The sequence below is a fragment of the Shewanella mangrovi genome, assembly GCF_000753795.1.
Lineage (GTDB): Bacteria > Pseudomonadota > Gammaproteobacteria > Enterobacterales > Shewanellaceae > Shewanella > Shewanella mangrovi.
This window is the reverse complement of record NZ_JPEO01000003.1, coordinates 1-17,644: the sequence shown is the minus strand read 5'-3', so window position 1 is coordinate 17,644 and position 17,644 is coordinate 1. Positions and strand designations below refer to the sequence as shown.

The window sequence follows — 17,644 nt, the reverse complement described above, 5'->3', positions numbered from 1 at the left end:
ATTGGATTTGTCCAATTAGTTCCACCAACCTTTAGCATTAACAACCTCAAGTTGAACTAAGCCTTGTGGCAGTTTAGCTTTTTTACGTTGTGGTTTAGCAATACCCAGCGCTTTTTTGATTGAATTCAGCATAGTGATTCTCCTTAAGCGACTTCGATTGGTTGGAGTTTAATGCCAGGGGCCGCAGCAACTTCAACTGGTTGCAGTTTGATGCCAGGGGCAGCGGCAACTTCAACTGGTTGCAGTTTGATGCCAGGGGCAGCAGCAACTTCAATAGGTTGCAGTTTGATGCCAGGGGCAGCAGCAACTTCAATAGGTTGCAGTTTGATGCCAGGGGCAGCAGCAACTTCAATAGGTTGCAGTTTGATGCCAGGGGCAGCAGCAACTTCAATAGGTTGCAGTTTGATGCCAGGGGCAGCAGCAACTTCAATAGGTTGCAGTTTGATGCCAGGGGCAGCAGCAACTTCAATAGGTTGCAGTTTGATGCCAGGGGCAGCAGCAACTTCAATAGGTTGCAGTTTGATGCCAGGGGCAGCAGCAACTTCAATAGGTTGCAGTTTGATGCCAGGGGCAGCAGCAACTTCAATAGGTTGCAGTTTGATGCCAGGGGCAGCAGCAACTTCAATAGGTTGCAGTTTGATGCCAGGGGCAGCAGCAACTTCAATAGGTTGCAGTTTGATGCCAGGGGCAGCAGCAACTTCAACTGGTTGCAGTTTGATGCCAGGAGCAGCAGCAAAAACACTAAAACAAGCTAACGCAGTAGCGGACAGAACGAATCCTTTAATCATATCTCTATCTCTCTTTTCTATGTTTAGTAAGCGTCTAAGCCGACAGGCTCGTTACACAGGTCAGAGTAGATAAAGCATCTAGCGTGCCAATTTTTAACGTCGTAATTTTGACGATTGACTATTCGGTTCCGTTCCCTAAATTTTTCTCCAGACAATCTCGTTCTAAGTAAGATGTGAAATCATCACGTGATATTGCCTTGCTATATATAAATCCCTGTATTTCCTCGCATTTTAAAGCTCTGAGTATATTGAGTTGTGCAGTTTGCTCCACTCCTTCACCGACAACTGAGAGTCCCATGTTGTGTGCAATTGTGATAATTGAATCGACCATCTTTAGGTCTCTGTCTGATTTATCGATATCGTCAACAAAGGCTTTGTCAATTTTTAGTGTGTGAATAGGAAAACGTTTTAAATAAGATAATGATGAGTAGCCAGTACCGAAATCATCAAGTGCTAAACTAATGCCGAGTTTTGCTAATTGATGCATCACTTTAATAGCTTTCTCTGGCTGCTTAATAACGGTACCTTCGGTAATTTCTAATTCAAGATTGGAAGCAGGGAGCTTAGTTAATTGCAAAATCGTTTCAATACGTGTCTGCAGGTCTGGTAACGCAAACTGACGTGACGAAAGGTTGACGGCGACTCGGCCGTTAAATAATCCTTGTTCACGCCAACCTTGGGCGGCGAAACAGGCTTTTTTAAGCACAACATCGCCAATCTCGACAATTAAACCGGTTTCTTCTGCGAGAGGAATAAACTCCGCCGGGGAAATCAGACCGTGTTTAGGATGATTTAAGCGAACAAGTGCTTCCATTCCCGCAAGTTTGGTCGTCGCTAAACTAATTTTGGGTTGAAAATATACTTCAAATAGATCATCTCGTAATGCTTCACGGATAAGACTTTCAACTTCAAGTTGACGCAGAGCATTACGATTAAGTGATTCAGAATAAAACTGATATCGGTTGCCGCCAGCAGACTTTGCATGATACATGGCAATATCTGCTTTACGTAGCAATGCCTGCTCGTTTTGTTCGTCTTCAGGATACAGCACGATACCAATACTCACACCGACAACTAAAATTTCTTCTGAGAGCTCAAACGGTGCTCTAAATGCTTCAATAATATCATTGGCAATAATTGCGCTAGAGCCTATATCAGGATTGTTATCAATCAAAATAGCAAATTCGTCCCCGCCAAGACGATAGAGGTTGGTGTGCTTGGGCACAACTTTGCGTAGTCTTGTTGCTACATTCTTTAACAGCTCATCACCGATTTGATGACCAAGGGAGTCGTTAATTTTTTTGAAATTATCTAAATCCATCATCATTAACGTATGATGACTATCTTTTTTCACAAGGTTTTCTAACGTCACTTGCAGATTCGATCGATTAGGCAGCCCAGTTAGTAAATCATTGTTGGTTAATCGTCGTAATTCAGCTTCTTGCTTTTTACGGTGAGAAATATCTGAGAAAACACCAACATAATGAGTTAATACGCCTTGTTCGTCGTAAATTGCATCGATAGTCAGTTCCATCAAGAACTCTGTGCTATCGCCACGTATTACTTCGATTTCAGTATTCCATCGGCCTTGTTGCTTAAGTAACAGAACAATCTGTTTATTGTAATCTTCTGAGTATTTTGCAAAGTAGAGTGGCACTCCTACCATTTCATCATGTGTGTAGCGAGTGATATCACAAGCTGCCTCATTTACCTCAACGAAATTGAAGTCTATATCGAGAATGAATACACCTTCTGATATATTTTCAATAGCACGTTCAAACAGCCTGAGCTGTTCCTCGGCAGTTTTAAAACTATTGATATTCTTAATTGTACCGGTCATGCGAAGAGGCTGATCTTTATCATCACGCTCTACGATTTTTGCTCTATCGAGAATCCACAACCAATCGCCATTTTTACTTCTTACACGATATGTTGCTTCGAAATGATCAGTTTCACCAACAAAATGTTTATCTAAGGCCTCTCTTACCCTTAGCTGATCTTGCGGATGAATATTACTTTCTTCTCCATCTTTACCAGAGCGCTGACCATCCATAGGGAATTCAAGGGCCCCCCATATATTGGAGCGGTAGATTTTGCCTGTCTCAATATCCCAGTCCCACATTTCATCACCGCTTCCCCACAGTGAAAGTTTAAGGCGTTCTTCACTCTGAGCTATTTGGCGTTGAATTTGTCTTTTTCTTAAAATGGCTTTAATTAAAAAGATGACAATCAGCGATACTATTAGTGAGTAGATCAATTTGGCTTCAATTGATAGCCACCATGGCGGAGTAATAACTACACCAATTGATTTTATAGCACCAGATTCATCGTTGATCGGGTTAACAGCATAAACTTGGAATTCATATTTTCCTGGAGAAAGATTAGTGTAGGTAGCACTTTGATTTTTGTTGCTTGCAATCCATTCGGAAGATAGTCCTGCTAATCGGTATTTATATTCAGGTTCAAAAGAACTGCTCGAAGGACTATTAAACTTAAGTGTAAATGGGTAATCAGTATATTTCAATGTTATTTCATTTGCTATTGAAGCTGCTTCTGGAAGTTTCACCGTCCCGGGCTTTAGTGGGATGTTAAATACAAGTATAGAGTCTATATTAGTTTCGATTTTTTTTGTTTCGGTTATTGTTTTTATTAAATCTTTAGGCTCAAATATACTTAATCCCTCACTTCCTCCAAGTAAGATATATTTTCCATTATTGGCTGCGCTTTGGCTGTTGTATTCGTACTGAGCACCCATTAACGAATTTATAATATATGTTTTTTCGTTATTAAATAGTTGGACTTCATTAATTGAACTAGCTACTACTATATCATTTATCTTTGTTATTGAAAAAACTGATTTTTTACTTCTGCTTATTTTTGATAGGTTGCCATCTTTAAGAGTGAATACACCGTCATTAGTTCCAATATATATTATATCTCCATCTTTTAATATGCAGAATACTATTTTCCCGGAAACTTCGGTGTATGAGTTTTTCAAGGTTGTTTTATCTAATGATAATTCAATCCTTTCCATACCATCTTGGTGAGCAATGTAAATCTCATTATTTTTTTGCGATTCGTATATGTCAAATATTGGATTTTTGTTTGGAATGCTATATATTAATTGGATTCCACTATTGCTGTCGAATTTGTATATTTCACCGTCGGCAGCACCGATTAGTAGGCTATTATTGTAGCTTTTAATTACTGTGGCTGGCTTATCTAAAATTTTTCTGTTCTTTCCATCGAATGTACATTCGAATACGCCGTTTAATGATCCTAAATATATGTGTTCATTATAAATAGTGGCTGATTTTGCTCCTGCGATATTACAGTTCACATCAAGATTTTCTCGGAATTTTTCGTCAAAAACTTTGATATTTGTACTGTTGTCAGCAATAACAAAGTTAAAACTATTATTTTTCAGATCAAGGGTTTTTGATATAGACCAAACAGGACTTTGAAACTTCTCGATAGTTTTTAGAAGGTTTTTTGTTTTCCCCATATACAAAAAACCTTCATTTAGGTTAGAAAGTATTACTCCACTGCGAATTGTTTTTATGTAATGATTTTTACTTATATAAAAATTCTTGGAATTTATTCTTCCTATTTTTATTACTTCATCATTTTTGATTTTATATATGTCAGATTTTTTTATAGAATACAAAGTTCCATTTTTTACATAGATTGCATCCATATTGGTTTTTATAATCTGTTTTTGTTCAATGAACTCAATTTTATCTTTTGATAATGCAACAAGATCGTTGGTTGTACTTACAATATCAATTATATTAGTTCTGATAATATCTTCACCATTCCTATAAAGATTGCCATCAGAATCTAAAGTATATAATACGTTTTTAAAGAAAATTGATGTTTTGAAATTGTCGATATTAATTTCATGATCATTTTCGATGTTTCTATTAAAGGTGTAACTATCAGAAGATATCTTTTGATATTCAGAAAGACTAATGGATTTTGGGTCTAGTGCGGTATTTATAAACTTTTCAATTTTTTTATCAAAGTAAAAAATTGACTCATCTGTCTTAATGTAGATTCTCTTATAATACTTAGAGAAAAATATATTTCGAATAAATGAACTATCTAGCCCCGATCCATCATTCGCATAAAACTGTTTAAACTCCTTACCATCAAACCTATTGAGTCCGTTGAGGGTACCAATCCAGATATAGCCATCGTCGTCCTCAGCCACTGAGGTGACTGTGCTTTGAGAAAGTCCTTCTGATACGCCATAGGTGTCTACGTTAAGTAGGACTGGTGGAGAGAAGTTATCATCTGAATCTTCAACAGATTCAGCTTTGGTGTCGCTTGTAACGGATGGCGTGTCATCGGAAGCTCTGCTTGGGGCAGAAAAGGCCGCTACTGAAATGGAAAGTTGAAGAATGAGAAGCAACCAAAATGTTCTATTCGGCATAATGTTGTCTTTATTTAGTTGATGCCAAGTATCTGAATCATAACTCTTTCAGAAAGTAATGAGTTTGTCAAAATTAAACGATTAATTAACATACGATTCTAGCGAGTTTGCTACTTTTGTCTACGTTTCCGTCGATTGTACGCGGTGCGCTAACATCTCTCGTTATTAGCAACGCATACATTGCATTAAAAATTAAAGTTATCACTGCTTTGTTTAAATGCTCGCAAGTCATCAATTGAAACTCCTGCGGTTAATGCATCTGTTTGTTTGTGTTGTTCGCCAGTACTAAAAATAACCAGTCTATCCGCAGTTTTTGTGCGCATTTTCTTCATCATAAATTTAATGAGATCGGCACGAGTGAGTTGTTTGATTTTAGCGACTACGGTTTCGCGTTGATTAAACTCATAATCTTTGTTGCCAATACTTACCCAGTAGCGTTGGCTGCGAGTTTTCATATTGGCATCATGTTCCATGACTTGATTGATCAATCCTTGCTTGGTTGCTTCCCACTGAGTATTGGTGATTTGCATTACCGCATAGTTAAAATCGGCGATAAATTGGTCAATGATTTCTAATAGTTTTAGCGGGCCAGCAACGGGTGATTGGACGTAGAAGATAATGCCTGGGTGGCGATTCAGCGGTAAGTAACCGGTTCCCAGCATATATCCCAGTTGTTTTTCAGTACGTAGTTCGTGGAAAAACGACGAAGACATGGTGTGGTTCAACAAGCTGAAAATTGCCATCTGCTCTGGACAAGCGTGTTCAGACTGATAATAAACGATAATAGCACTATCTTGATGAGCAATATTAAGTTCACGCAACAGCGTCCCTTTATTGCGGATATCGACTAACTCGCGTGCCGATTCGTCAGTAGGTTTGGATACTAGCGACAGAATATGGCGCATTTTTTTAGACAGTGTTTTGGCTTCCGAGGTGAGCCAGTCACCGTACACTAAGCCTTCTAGGTAAATCTTGTCGAAAAACGCAGCGACATGTTCACACAGGTCTTCCAGTGTACATTCTTCCAATAGTTCAGCCATTTTGTGAGGCTCAAAACTACGCTGCTGCAATGTCACCGTTAAGCTCGTAAAAAGTTGTGAAATCGGCTTGGCTTGTTGGTGGTTGTACCAACTCCGCAGCAACTGCAACTTGATATTGTGAAAACGCTGTTCGGTAAACATGCAGCCTTTAGCATTTTCTATTAATACATCCAGCAACTTTTCCTGCTGACCAGTGTAGCCAGCTAAATGCAAGGTTATCCCCCCCTGATGGGGATAGATGTTATAGCTTAATCCTGCGACCTCCGCAGGATAGGTATACTCTGCCAGATGGTCTAGTAATAACTCCACGTATAATCGCGTTAACGCAGCGTGGCGCGCCGTTTTGCTGGCTTCGTCAGAGTCAAGTGACAGATAGATATGGCCTTTAGGCACATTAAATTCGTCGTCTTTTTTATGCCAGATACGATAGCCCGCAGCTTCAGCGACAATGATCGGACAAGCGGATACGTCGGCTTCCTGTCGAGCATTGCTGTCTTCTACGATAAACGGATTGGGCGCCGGTAAGCTTAAACCATCGGGAATTTTAGGAGAGCGCCAAACCGCTAATTGGGCTGCGGATATTTCATTAATGGCGTAAGGTGTGTGATACCAGTCTGCTTGTTTGTCCGCTGGCAATTCAGTTGCGACTAACTGCAGGCGCATATTGTCAGGTGTCATCAGCGACAGCATCTGTTCTGCGAGTGTTTTATTAAAGCCATTCATCACGTAATCGCCCCAAATTGCGTCTTGAGGTGAAAAGTGATGCAAGTTCATACTGAGATGGCTGGCTAAATCCATCGGCTTACTTTGCTCTTGATAGCGGAACGCCAACTTAAGCAGATTGGCTCTTTCATCATAGCGCCAAGCTTCCAGCCCATGTGTCGCTATTAATTTGATAAAAGCGAAGCAAGCCGAAATCACTTCCTGATAGTGTTGTAAGCCTTTTTCCGTCAGCTGTACGCTGATGTTGTATTCTTTAAAATTATATCCTTGAATACCACCACCGGCGGATAAATTAACCGCATAACCGCGATTTTTAAGCCAAGAAAGTAGGCTGCCTTCTGCTTCATTACCTAGTAGATGACTGATAAAGGTCAGCGGCTTTTGATGGTATTGCTCATGGATACTTGGAATACTAAAACTCAGTGTGAGACGTTTTTGCTCTTTCAGCGGCACGATAGTGATTAACTTGCTTAACTGGTGAGCTGTAAATAACGGAGTCTCAGGGTAGGGTTTGGTTAGCTGCTGATTTTTTACCAGAGCGAAATGTTTGTGCGCCAGTATTTCCAGTTCGTCGAGTGAGCAGGGGGCTACCAAGCACAAGCTCATCAGATTAGCGCTGTAATTCTGCTGATAGAACTGCAGTAACTCTTCTCTAAGCTGTGCAGGCTCTCCTGCAAGTGTCTCAAGATTACCTACGGAGAATTTTGAGAAGGGATGCTGAGGATTTACCGTTTCTTTAAGTACCTGATAGACCCTGCGAATATCATCCTTTTGCTTAAGTCGAAATTCGGACTCGATGGCATGTCGTTCGCGGTCTACTAGTTCCTGATTAAATAATGGTGCAATAAAAAATTGGCTAAAGCGATCAACGGCTTCGTTAAACACTTCGGCATTGATAGCAAAGAAAAAATTGGTGTGTTCGGTACCTGTCCAGGCGTTATTGTTGCCGCCGTGGTGGTTAATGAATTCCAGAAAACTACCGGCGTCAGGATATTTCTCTGTACCGAGAAACAACATATGTTCCAAGAAATGCGCCATGCCTGGTCGAGTAACAGGATCGTCAAAATGACCGACATTTACCGCTACCGATGCAGCTGCCTGTGAGGCTTCCATGTCGCTCACCAGAATCGTTTTCATACCATTAGACAGCGTGAGAAAACGGTATTCGCGCGTGTCATTAGGGCTCGTGATGATGTCGCTTTTTGGCAGCAAAAGTAGGATCTCTTTAAAGACTAATGCCTATATATTGGAGCCGAATCAGCTGTTTGGCAAATTTACTCCTCAATCTGCGACACAGGAAGGTAAAGGGGAGTTGTTCCTGCAAAAGAAAAGACTACAATAGTGGGTCATAATAAAAAGTAGATCATCATGAGTGAGTGATGTATGCAGTTATTTCTGATGCGGCACGGGGAAGCGGAACACCATGCGCGAAGCGATAGGGAACGATCGCTAACAGAGTCGGGAACATACAATTCCGGCATGATGAGCGAATGGTTAAAAAACAGTGTAGCGGAATTTGATCTCGTATTGGTCAGTCCCTATTTGCGTGCGATGCAAACGTGGAAAGAAGTGTCATCTCATTTCCCGGTACCGCACAAGGTGAAAGTATTAGATGAATTAGTGCCAGCTGCGGATCCGGATATGGCTTCTCGTTTGGTACTGGCGTACGCCGAGCAATTCAAGGCACAGAATGTGTTAGTGGTTTCTCATATGCCCTTGTTGGGATATATGGTGAGTGAATTTGTCCCAGGAATGGAACCACCTTTATTTGCTACCTCAGCGGTGGCCTTGGTGGATTTGATGGGTAAACACGCCTCCTTGATGTGGCAACAGTCGCCCCATAGCATTGCTTGATGTGATATGAAAATAAAAAAGCACCGAAGGGTGCTTTTTTAATGGCTATGGAATGTACACTGGGCAGTTAGCGTTTTTGTGTTGGCTCAGCCACATCGACCAAAACTAACAAGGCTGCGTCGCCACCCCATTCTTTATTGGCTTTGTGAAAGGCTTTAACGTCAGGGTGCTGCGCCAACCAAATAGGTAATTGCTGCTTGAGAATACCCGTGCCATGACCGTGCATAATGCAGCAACAAGGGCTGTTCTGTCGTACACACGCCTGAATAAGTGCAGAGATTTCACGCTTCGCTTCTGTTTGGCGCATGCCATGTAGGTCGAGTAGATACTCGGGCACATAGTCACCACGACGCAAGCGTTTTACTTCGACCGGATCAACATCTTCTCGATTCCAGCGCATTGGGCCTTCGCTAGGCAATAGCGGCTGATAAATGTCAGAAAACACCACTTCAGCGGTTTGGCGATGACTGTTTTCAATTATCTGTTTGCGGGATTTTACAGGCGGCCGAAAATGCAGCTTGTCCTGCGCTAACGGCTTGACTCCCTGCAACAATTTTTCAAATTCGGCGGCGCCGTTATCGTCAAATTCTTTGTTCATGGCGGCATTTTATTGAATTCTGTTCCTTCTGAACAGAGTTCAGTTACAATGGGCCGGATATGAACGTACTGGAGTGGTCTTTTGGACAAGATTTTTGTTGATGAAGCAGTCACAGAGCTGCGAACCGTTGCAGATATGCTGCGCTGGGCGGTAAGCCGATTTAACGACGCAGGTATCTATTATGGACATGGTACTGACAATGCGTGGGATGAAGCGATTTCATTGGTGTTTCATTCGTTACATTTGCCAGAAGAAATTGGCCCACAGGTATTGCACGCCAACCTCACCAGTAGCGAAAAACACAAAATTGTTGAACTCATCATTCGTCGCGTCCGCGAGCGTATACCGGTACCGTATTTAACCCATCGTGCAAATTTTGCCGGATTAGAGTTTTATGTTGATGAACGGGTGTTAGTGCCGCGTTCGCCGATTGCCGAAATGATTGAAAATCAATTCAGTCCATGGCTTTATAACAAGCCAGTCAATCGAGTGCTGGATTTATGTACCGGTAGTGCTTGTATCGCTATCGCCTGTGCCTATGCTTTTGAAGATGCTGAAGTGGATGCGCTGGATATCAGTGAAGATGCGTTAGAAGTGGCACAAATTAATATTGAAACGCTGGGTGTGATGGATCGCGTTTATCCAATGCAGTCAGACCTGTTTGCCGCATTGCCGAAAGGCCCTCAGTACGATTTGATTGTGTCCAATCCTCCCTACGTGGACGCAGAAGATATCGCGGATATGCCGGAAGAATACCATCATGAACCTGAGGTCGGGCTCGCGTCTGGGTTTGATGGTTTGGATTTGACCAAACGTATTTTGGCAAATGCTGCTGACTATCTCACTGACACTGGGATGTTGGTGGTAGAGGTCGGAAACTCCATGGTGCATTTGATGGAACAGTTTCCTGATGTGCCGTTTACATGGGTTTCGTTTGAGCGCGGTGGCGATGGCGTATTTGTGCTGACACGCGACCAATTAGTCGAACATCAAGCGTTGTTCGCACAATATCGTAACAACGATTAAGTAAAGAGAAATCAATAACAACACAATAAAATGAAGGGGTGGGATCACTAGATGTCGGGAAACAGCATAGGTCAGAATTTTGTCGTAACTACCTTTGGAGAAAGCCATGGTGTGGCGTTAGGTTGCATCATCGACGGATGTCCTCCAGGACTTGAGTTGACCGAAGCTGATATGCAGCATGATCTGGACCGACGTCGTCCAGGCAGTTCGCGTCATACCACTGCTCGACGTGAGCCGGATGCAGTGCAAATTCTCTCTGGCGTGTTTGAAGGGAAAACAACAGGCACTTCTATCGGTTTGTTGATCCACAATACTGATCAGCGCAGCCAAGATTATTCCAACATCAAAGATCAATTCCGCCCCGGCCATGCCGATTATACCTACCAGCAAAAATATGGTTTGCGCGACTATCGTGGTGGTGGCCGTTCTTCCGCGCGCGAGACCGCAATGCGTGTTGCCGCAGGCGCTGTGGCTAAAAAGTACCTTAAACAACATTTCGGTATCGAAATTCGTGGATATCTGTCGCAACTTGGCCCTATCTGTGCTGAGACGATTGATTTTGACCAAGTGGAGAAAAATGACTTTTTCTTCCCGGACGCGAGTAAAGTTGAAGCGCTTGATAGCTACATGCGCGATCTGAAGAAAGAGCATGATTCCGTAGGCGCCAAAGTGTCGGTGGTGGCAACTAATGTTCCTGTCGGACTCGGCGAGCCAGTGTTCGATCGCCTTGATGCTGATATCGCACATGCTCTGATGGGCATTAATGCGGTAAAAGGGGTTGAAGTTGGTGATGGCTTTGCCGTTGTTACCCAAAAAGGTTCAGAACATCGAGATTTGATGTCTCCCGCGGGGTTTGCTTCTAATCACGCTGGCGGTGTATTGGGCGGAATTTCGTCCGGACAACCTATCGTGGCACACATGGCGTTAAAGCCGACTTCTAGCATTAGCATCCCTGGTGAAAGCATGACAGTACAAGGTACGTCGACTGAAGTTGTCACCAAAGGTCGTCATGATCCTTGTGTGGGCATTCGCGCAGTACCGATTGCAGAAGCCATGCTGGCGATTGTGTTGATGGATCATCTTCTGCGCCACCGCGCGCAAAATATCGACGTAAACAGTCCAACTCCAGTATTAGGAATGCGTTAGAAATTTTCACTATGTCCAGTCTATTTTCTGCCGGAGGGCCGCTACGTTGGCTCTCCGGCTGTTATTTTTTCTACTTCGCAATTTTAGGCGCGTTAATTCCTTATCTTGGCTTGTTCTTTGAACATCGTGGATTTGATGCGGCTGAAATTGGTTTTTTGATGGCGATTTTTATGGGCACTCGCATCATTGCTCCCAATCTGTGGGCAATGGTGGCTGACCGGAATGGCTTGCGTGCCGAGTTAGTAAAAATTGGTAGTTTTACCGCTGCAGCCGGGTATCTCAGTTTCTTCTACGATGGCGGTTTTTGGTATCTGGCGGCGAGTCTCACCTTTTATACCTTCTTTTGGAATGCAATTCTGGCACAGGTCGAGGTGCTAACGCTTGATACCTTAGGCCGTAATGCGCATCGCTATGGTTCTGTCCGCAGCTTTGGCAGTGTCGGTTACATCATCTGGGTGGTGATTACTGGCTGGTTGGTGAATCAATGGGGCGCTGAGATGGTACTATGGGTCGGATTGGCGCTATTTGTCGGTTTGTTTGTCTGCTCTCTGCCATTGCCATCGAGTCGTCAAGCAAGAACCGAACACCACACTGTAAGCAAACCGCCATTAGTATTCAATCGCGCAATTGTGCTGTTTTTGCTTTCTGCATTATTGCTGCAAGCCAGTGTTGGCCCGTTTTATGGCTTTTTCGTGCTGTACCTGAAAAAAGTAGGGTATAGCGAAACGCTATCCGGCATTTTTGTGGCGATGGGCGCACTGTCTGAAATCTTTATGTTTATGCTGGTGCCTCGGTTGCTCAAGCGCTTCAATCTGAAAACCTTAATGATGTTCAGTATGGCGATGACGGCGATTCGCTGGTGTCTTGTTGCAACTATGCCTGAACATATTGTGGCACTCATTGCGAGCCAAATTTTGCATGCCTTTACTTTTGGGTTAGTGCACGCCGCCTCGATTCAGTTTGTCCATCGCAACTTTGGTAAAGAGCATGCCAGCAAAGGCCAAGCGTTATATGCCAGTATGAGTTTTGGTTTGGGCGGAGCTATCGGCAACTGGATAAGCGGTCATATATGGGGTGATGGTTCCGGGGCTGCCTATGTGTGGTTATTCTCTGCTGCGTGCGCGGTGGCTGCTATGTTAACGGTATATTTTATCCCGACACCAGCATGCAGAGTGGACCTTGAGGCCACAGCCGATTAATGGAAGGAGTACGTATGACCAGCTTGAATGCTGCTAAATTCCGTTTAGGGCTAATTATCAATCCGTTAGCTGGCTTGGGTGGCAGTGTTGCACTTAAGGGCAGCGATGGCGTTGCAGCTGAAGCCTTAGCTCGCGGTGCTGAGCCCAAAGCGCCTTTGCGTGCGGCACAAGCTTTAACAGCCTTGCAGCCCTTTGCCAATCGAGTACAGATTTTTACCGCAGCGGGCGAGCTTGGCGAGCGTGTGGCCAGTGAACTGGGATTTGACACGCAGGTGTTGTATAGCGCCGATGCTGAGCTGACGACAGCGGCCGATACCCAAGCTGCGGTGCGAGCACTGAGCGCGCAATCCCTCGATCTGTTGTTATTTGTTGGTGGTGACGGCACCGCGCGTGATGTCTATAGCGTTGTGTCTGAAACCCAACCCGTTCTTGGCGTGCCTGCCGGGGTGAAAATTCATTCGGGTGTTTATGCCATAACCCCGCATGCGGCTGGCAGAGTACTACAAATGCTGATTAACGGTGAGCTTGTCAGTTTAATGGATGCTGATGTGATGGACATCGACGAGCAGGCATTTCGTGCTGGGTCGGTTAAAGCGAAGCGTTTTGGTGAAATGTTAGTGCCTGCTGAGCCACGTTATATTCAAGCCGTAAAAATGGGCGGGCGCGAAGTCGACGAATTGGTCTTGGCTGATATCGCGGCAGACGTCATCGACAACATGGAAGATGAGTTGTTTATTATGGGGTCGGGCTCCACAGTTGCGGCGATAATGGACGAGCTTGGCGTCGATAACACGCTGTTGGGCGTTGACCTCGTGCAGCAGCGCCAATTGGTGGCGAGTGATCTTACCGCGCAGCAACTGCTTGCCGCGTGCCAAGCGCAAGCGACGAAGTTGGTGATCACCTTGATTGGTGGACAAGGGCATATTTTAGGCCGGGGAAATCAACAGCTGACTCCGGCGTTGATCCGCCAGATTGGTAAAGACAATATCATTATCGTTGCGACAAAAACTAAGCTCAAAGCGCTTGAAGGTCGGCCGCTAATCGTGGATAGTGGCGACCCTGAATTAGACGCTGAGATGAGCGGCTATTATCGAATTGTGACCGGATACCGGGATTATGTAATGTACCGGGTTGCCAATCCGGATTTATCGGAGTGACACATGTTGGAACATTATGATCAACAACTAGAGGCGTGGATTGGGGAAATTGTCGCTAAGGGCGATGATGATGCCTTATTCGCAAGTGGTTATCTTCAGGGCCATTTCGCAGTAGTGCTGGCGGAGTTGGAAGCCGAAGACGACCATAGCACCGCAGCATTAGCCGAAAAAATGCAGCAATGTTTAAAGCTGGCCGCCAAAGAGTTGGAAGATCACGACTATCGTTTAGTGGCGACTGCATGGCAAGAATTGCAGCAGCGCCTTACGGCTTAATTGCCTTTGAACTGTTTGAAAGCCCTGCAATGCAGGGCTTTTTTGTGTCGGTTTGTTGTCTCTTCTGAACAGCTGATTCAGCAGGTAATTGCTCGACCTTTAAGTAATTTTCGCAGCCACATACGGTTAGGGTTAAGTGCTTGTAACACCTCAATACTCACCGGCATGGGCTGATGAGTGAGTTCACATGCCAATATTTCAGCCGCTAGTGGCCCACTGCAGATGCCACGAGATCCTAATCCTGCCAACAGATAAAGCCCCGATAAAATCGGCGCAGGTTGAGACTGCCATTCCTTAATGCTCTCTGGGGTTGGCCCCAGTCTTTCGGCCTTCGTAAAAATTTCGCTAATGTCAGGCGCTGGTCCCACCATTGGCAGATGATCGCGAGTCACCATTCTGACGCCTACACGGGCCCGCTCGCCCATCTCAATACTCTCCAGCCAATCATGGTGCGCATAACTTAATCTCAGCTTGTCTAAATTGTCTTGCTGTTCTTCGGCTTTCACAGTGCAATCACGTTCGTCTTTGATGTAGGTGGCTCCTAAGCAATGCTGCTGTTGCCAGGCGGGCGTCAGATAGCCTTTAGCACAAAGTACGGTTTTAAGCTGGGCGAGCGTCGGGTTGCTGTCAATTTCTGATACTTGGCCACGGAATGGTGAAATAGGTAAGGCGTTGAATTGAGTCAGCTCAGTGACGCCGGCGCCGTTGGCCAAAACTAGCTGCCGGAAAGGCCCAAAACGTTCTGTAGCGCTAGTTAACCACCACCCGTTGGGCTGCCGCTCAATATGTTGAATATTACAGTTGCCAGTAAAACGACATAGATTTAAAGATTGCGCGCGTGCCAGTGACAACTGAGTGAGTTGTTGCGGACAGACCCAACCAGCGTTGGGATAAAATATCGCATCTTCGTGGATGTCGAGGCCGGCAATTTCAGTGGCAGTCTCCGCCGATATCCATTGCAGCAATTCTGTTGACCACGCTTGTCCATGAGCAATTTTGGCAAGTCGTTTTCGACTGCGTTCATCGAAACCTGTTTGCAACACACCACAAAAATCATGGGCGAGGGTGGGTTCATAGTGAACTAAGTTTTGAATGCGTTGGCGACTAAACTCAAATGCCTGCACAAAAAAGCGATTTTGTACGGATGTTTCAGGCGTTAGTAACGGATATAAGGCGCCTTGGCGATTGCCTGATGCGGCTTCTCCCGGATTGGTGTCAGCACAGAACACCCGTGTTTTATAGCCTTTTTCTGCTAACGAAAGCGCCAGTTGGCTTCCTGCAACGCCAGCGCCAATAATCGCAATGGTCTCGGCTTTGTCTGCAATCTTTTCCACATAAACGGGATAAGCAAGCATGGCTTGCGCTGTGCGTAGTGTGAGTGCCGCTTTCTCCTGATTGATAATGTCAGCGTTAGTTGACGAAACTGACGCGCTGATATGCTCGTTAGTTTGAAATCCTGCTGTCACTAATGCATGTTGTAATGCTGAATTGGCATGCTTTGGTAAGCTTACGTGTGCGCCATTTTGGCTGATGAGTGCCATCTGCCAAGCAAGTTGGTGGGGGATGTCGCTGATGTTGGATTCGCTTAACTCCCATCGTTGCAACGTGGCTTTGGATAACAAGGTATGTTTTAAGCGCTCCGCATTTAATAGCGGATAGATATCAAGGCAAAGACCATTGTTGACGTAGCGCTGACCTATCGCGAAACCGTCGCGGCTCATTTGTAACAGTGCATGCTTAAGTCTCGTCGTGCGGTTATCGGCTGGCAGCGCGTGCAACTGTTGCTTAAATTCTGCGTGACGTTGTTGAAGGTCAGAATCAGTTGCCGATAAAAACAGCACTCGATAATGCGCCGTATTGGCAGGCTGGTTGATTATTTCATCAAATAACAGTCGGGTGGCGTTTACACCACAATAGGCAATACTTGAAGAAAAGTGCTGATGTTCAGATGTTTGCACAGTAACTACCGGAATTTTATAGGGCTAAATGTGACATTGCTGCCGTAAATGGGCATCATTTTAGCCGTAGTTATGGAAAGCTGACCACTTGTGCAGAGTAAAACAGCTAACATTGCGTCAGCAAAATTTGAATGTACACAATTGTACGGAATGGATAGTAAAACATGAAAAGAGTCGTGATCACCGGAATTGGCGTCGTTTCAAGTATCGGTAATAACAAACAAGAAGTGACTGAATCTCTGCGTGAAGGCCGTAGCGGCATCACCCATTCAGCCCAGTTTGAAGAGATGCAACTTCGCAGTCATGTCTGGGGAAACGTCAAGCTCGATCCATCTGAACTGATTGATCGTAAAGCCTTGCGCTTTATGGGCGATGCAGCTGCTTATGCTTATATCGCGATGCAAGAAGCGATTGCGGACGCAAATCTGACGGAAGAGCAATATTCAGATCCTCGCGTCGGTCTGATTGCCGGATCCGGCGGTGCCTCTTCAGCTAACCAAGTACAAGCAGCAGATACGCTGCGTACCAAAGGCGTAAAACGTATTGGCCCTTATATTGTGCCACGTATTATGTCGAGCACAGCCAGTGCATGTCTGGCTACCCCGTTCAAAATTAAAGGTATGAACTACTCTATCAGTTCTGCTTGTGCAACCAGTGCACACTGTATCGGCCATGCGGTTGAACTGATCCAGATGGGCAAACAAGATATGGTGTTTGCCGGTGGTGCAGAAGAGATCAACTGGACCTTAACCATGGGCTTTGACGCCATGGGCGCGCTGTCATTTAAATACAATGACACGCCAGAAAAAGCCTCTCGTACCTATGACGCAGACCGCGATGGCTTTGTGATCTCAGGTGGCGGCGGCATCGTCGTGGTGGAAGAGCTTGAGCACGCGTTGGCTCGCGGCGCAAAAATCTACGCGGAAGTTGTGGGTTATGGTGCCTCTTCTGATGGCTACGACATGGTGGCACCAAGTGGTGAAGGCGCTGTGCGTTGTATGCAGATGGCGATGCAAGATGTTGATACGCCAATCGATTACATCAACACACACGGTACATCTACCCCAGTAGGTGACGTACGTGAACTGGAAGCCATTAAAGAAGTCTTTGGTGATGCAGTTCCACCAATTGCGTCTACCAAGTCAATGACCGGTCATGCGCTGGGTGCTGCTGGCGTTCATGAAGCCATCTACAGCTTGATCATGTTAGAAAGTGGCTTTATCGCACCATCTATCAACATCGACAATTTAGACGAAGCTGCTGCTGGTATGCCAATTGTCCGTGAATATCGTGATGCTGAACTGAAGACGGTAATGAGCAACAGCTTCGGTTTCGGTGGCACTAACGCAACTTTGGTGATGCGTAAGTACGAAGCTTAATTTCAGCCATTTTATGACTGTTCAGAAAAGGAGCCTATTGGCTCCTTTTTTATTGTCACCCTTAAACC

Annotated in this window: 12 protein-coding genes; 7 read left to right on the top strand and 5 right to left on the bottom strand. The window is 44.7% G+C overall.

The features are described 5' to 3' along the window. Positions 1–143: 143 nt before the first annotated feature. The 3 genes from HR45_RS05245 to HR45_RS05235 form a co-directional block, all read right to left on the bottom strand. A complete protein-coding gene (locus HR45_RS05245) occupies positions 144–788 on the bottom strand; it encodes a hypothetical protein (protein WP_037440483.1) in 645 nt (214 codons plus the stop codon). A gap of 118 nt (positions 789–906) precedes the next feature. Further along, the gene (locus HR45_RS05240; protein WP_037440480.1) at positions 907–5,223 is read right to left on the bottom strand and encodes an EAL domain-containing protein; all 4,317 of its coding nucleotides are present in this window, start codon (positions 5,221–5,223) and stop codon (positions 907–909) included. A gap of 185 nt (positions 5,224–5,408) precedes the next feature. After that, complete coding sequence (locus HR45_RS05235) at positions 5,409–8,198, bottom strand: insulinase family protein (protein WP_430742019.1); 2,790 nt, start codon at positions 8,196–8,198, stop codon at positions 5,409–5,411. Positions 8,199–8,369: 171 nt separating this feature from the next. On the opposite strand from HR45_RS05235, the gene sixA reads away from it, so the two are divergent. Continuing rightward, positions 8,370–8,840, top strand: a complete 471-nt coding sequence (gene sixA, locus HR45_RS05230) for a phosphohistidine phosphatase SixA (protein WP_037440478.1) — start codon at positions 8,370–8,372, stop codon at positions 8,838–8,840. Between the two features lie 67 nt (positions 8,841–8,907). Here sixA and smrB read toward each other — a convergent pair whose 3' ends face one another. Further along, positions 8,908–9,438 (bottom strand): endonuclease SmrB, encoded by a 531-nt coding sequence (gene smrB / locus HR45_RS05225; protein ID WP_037440476.1) that lies wholly within the window; start codon positions 9,436–9,438, stop codon positions 8,908–8,910. Positions 9,439–9,519: 81 nt separating this feature from the next. Between smrB and prmB the strand changes: the two genes are divergently transcribed. From prmB to HR45_RS05200, 5 genes are read left to right on the top strand one after another with little or no spacing between them, the layout of a single operon-like run. Continuing rightward, positions 9,520–10,464 carry a 50S ribosomal protein L3 N(5)-glutamine methyltransferase gene (gene prmB, locus HR45_RS05220; protein ID WP_037440474.1) on the top strand — a complete coding sequence of 315 codons (945 nt, stop codon included), beginning with the start codon at positions 9,520–9,522 and terminating at the stop codon, positions 10,462–10,464. 51 nt (positions 10,465–10,515) lie between these two features. Further along, positions 10,516–11,610, top strand: coding sequence for a chorismate synthase (gene aroC / locus HR45_RS05215; protein ID WP_037440472.1), 1,095 nt, complete (start codon positions 10,516–10,518; stop codon positions 11,608–11,610). Between the two features lie 11 nt (positions 11,611–11,621). Further along, on the top strand, positions 11,622–12,809 hold the full coding sequence (locus HR45_RS05210; RefSeq protein WP_052074532.1) for an MFS transporter: 1,188 nt from the start codon (positions 11,622–11,624) through the stop codon (positions 12,807–12,809). A gap of 14 nt (positions 12,810–12,823) precedes the next feature. After that, complete coding sequence (locus tag HR45_RS05205; RefSeq protein WP_037440470.1) at positions 12,824–13,966, top strand: ATP-NAD kinase family protein; 1,143 nt, start codon at positions 12,824–12,826, stop codon at positions 13,964–13,966. 3 nt (positions 13,967–13,969) lie between these two features. Beyond that, the gene (locus HR45_RS05200; protein WP_037440468.1) at positions 13,970–14,239 is read left to right on the top strand and encodes a YfcL family protein; all 270 of its coding nucleotides are present in this window, start codon (positions 13,970–13,972) and stop codon (positions 14,237–14,239) included. A gap of 77 nt (positions 14,240–14,316) precedes the next feature. On the opposite strand, the gene mnmC1 is transcribed toward HR45_RS05200, so the two are convergent. Continuing rightward, on the bottom strand, positions 14,317–16,197 hold the full coding sequence (gene mnmC1, locus HR45_RS05195) for an FAD-dependent 5-carboxymethylaminomethyl-2-thiouridine(34) oxidoreductase MnmC1 (protein WP_052074531.1): 1,881 nt from the start codon (positions 16,195–16,197) through the stop codon (positions 14,317–14,319). 164 nt (positions 16,198–16,361) lie between these two features. Between mnmC1 and fabB the strand changes: the two genes are divergently transcribed. Further along, on the top strand, positions 16,362–17,576 hold the full coding sequence (gene fabB, locus HR45_RS05190; RefSeq protein ID WP_037440465.1) for a beta-ketoacyl-ACP synthase I: 1,215 nt from the start codon (positions 16,362–16,364) through the stop codon (positions 17,574–17,576). Positions 17,577–17,644: the final 68 nt, after the last annotated feature.

What these genes read in the sequence shown, in the direction of transcription:
- HR45_RS05245 (WP_037440483.1), bottom strand. Translation starts at nt 788, where the DNA reads ATGATTAAAGGATTCGTTCTGTCCGCTACTGCGTTAGCTTGTTTTAGT.
- HR45_RS05240 (WP_037440480.1), bottom strand. Translation starts at nt 5,223, where the DNA reads ATGCCGAATAGAACATTTTGGTTGCTTCTCATTCTTCAACTTTCCATT.
- sixA (WP_037440478.1), top strand. Translation starts at nt 8,370, where the DNA reads ATGCAGTTATTTCTGATGCGGCACGGGGAAGCGGAACACCATGCGCGA.
- smrB (WP_037440476.1), bottom strand. Translation starts at nt 9,438, where the DNA reads ATGAACAAAGAATTTGACGATAACGGCGCCGCCGAATTTGAAAAATTG.
- aroC (WP_037440472.1), top strand. Translation starts at nt 10,516, where the DNA reads ATGTCGGGAAACAGCATAGGTCAGAATTTTGTCGTAACTACCTTTGGA.
- HR45_RS05210 (WP_052074532.1), top strand. Translation starts at nt 11,622, where the DNA reads ATGTCCAGTCTATTTTCTGCCGGAGGGCCGCTACGTTGGCTCTCCGGC.
- HR45_RS05205 (WP_037440470.1), top strand. Translation starts at nt 12,824, where the DNA reads ATGACCAGCTTGAATGCTGCTAAATTCCGTTTAGGGCTAATTATCAAT.
- HR45_RS05200 (WP_037440468.1), top strand. Translation starts at nt 13,970, where the DNA reads ATGTTGGAACATTATGATCAACAACTAGAGGCGTGGATTGGGGAAATT.
- fabB (WP_037440465.1), top strand. Translation starts at nt 16,362, where the DNA reads ATGAAAAGAGTCGTGATCACCGGAATTGGCGTCGTTTCAAGTATCGGT.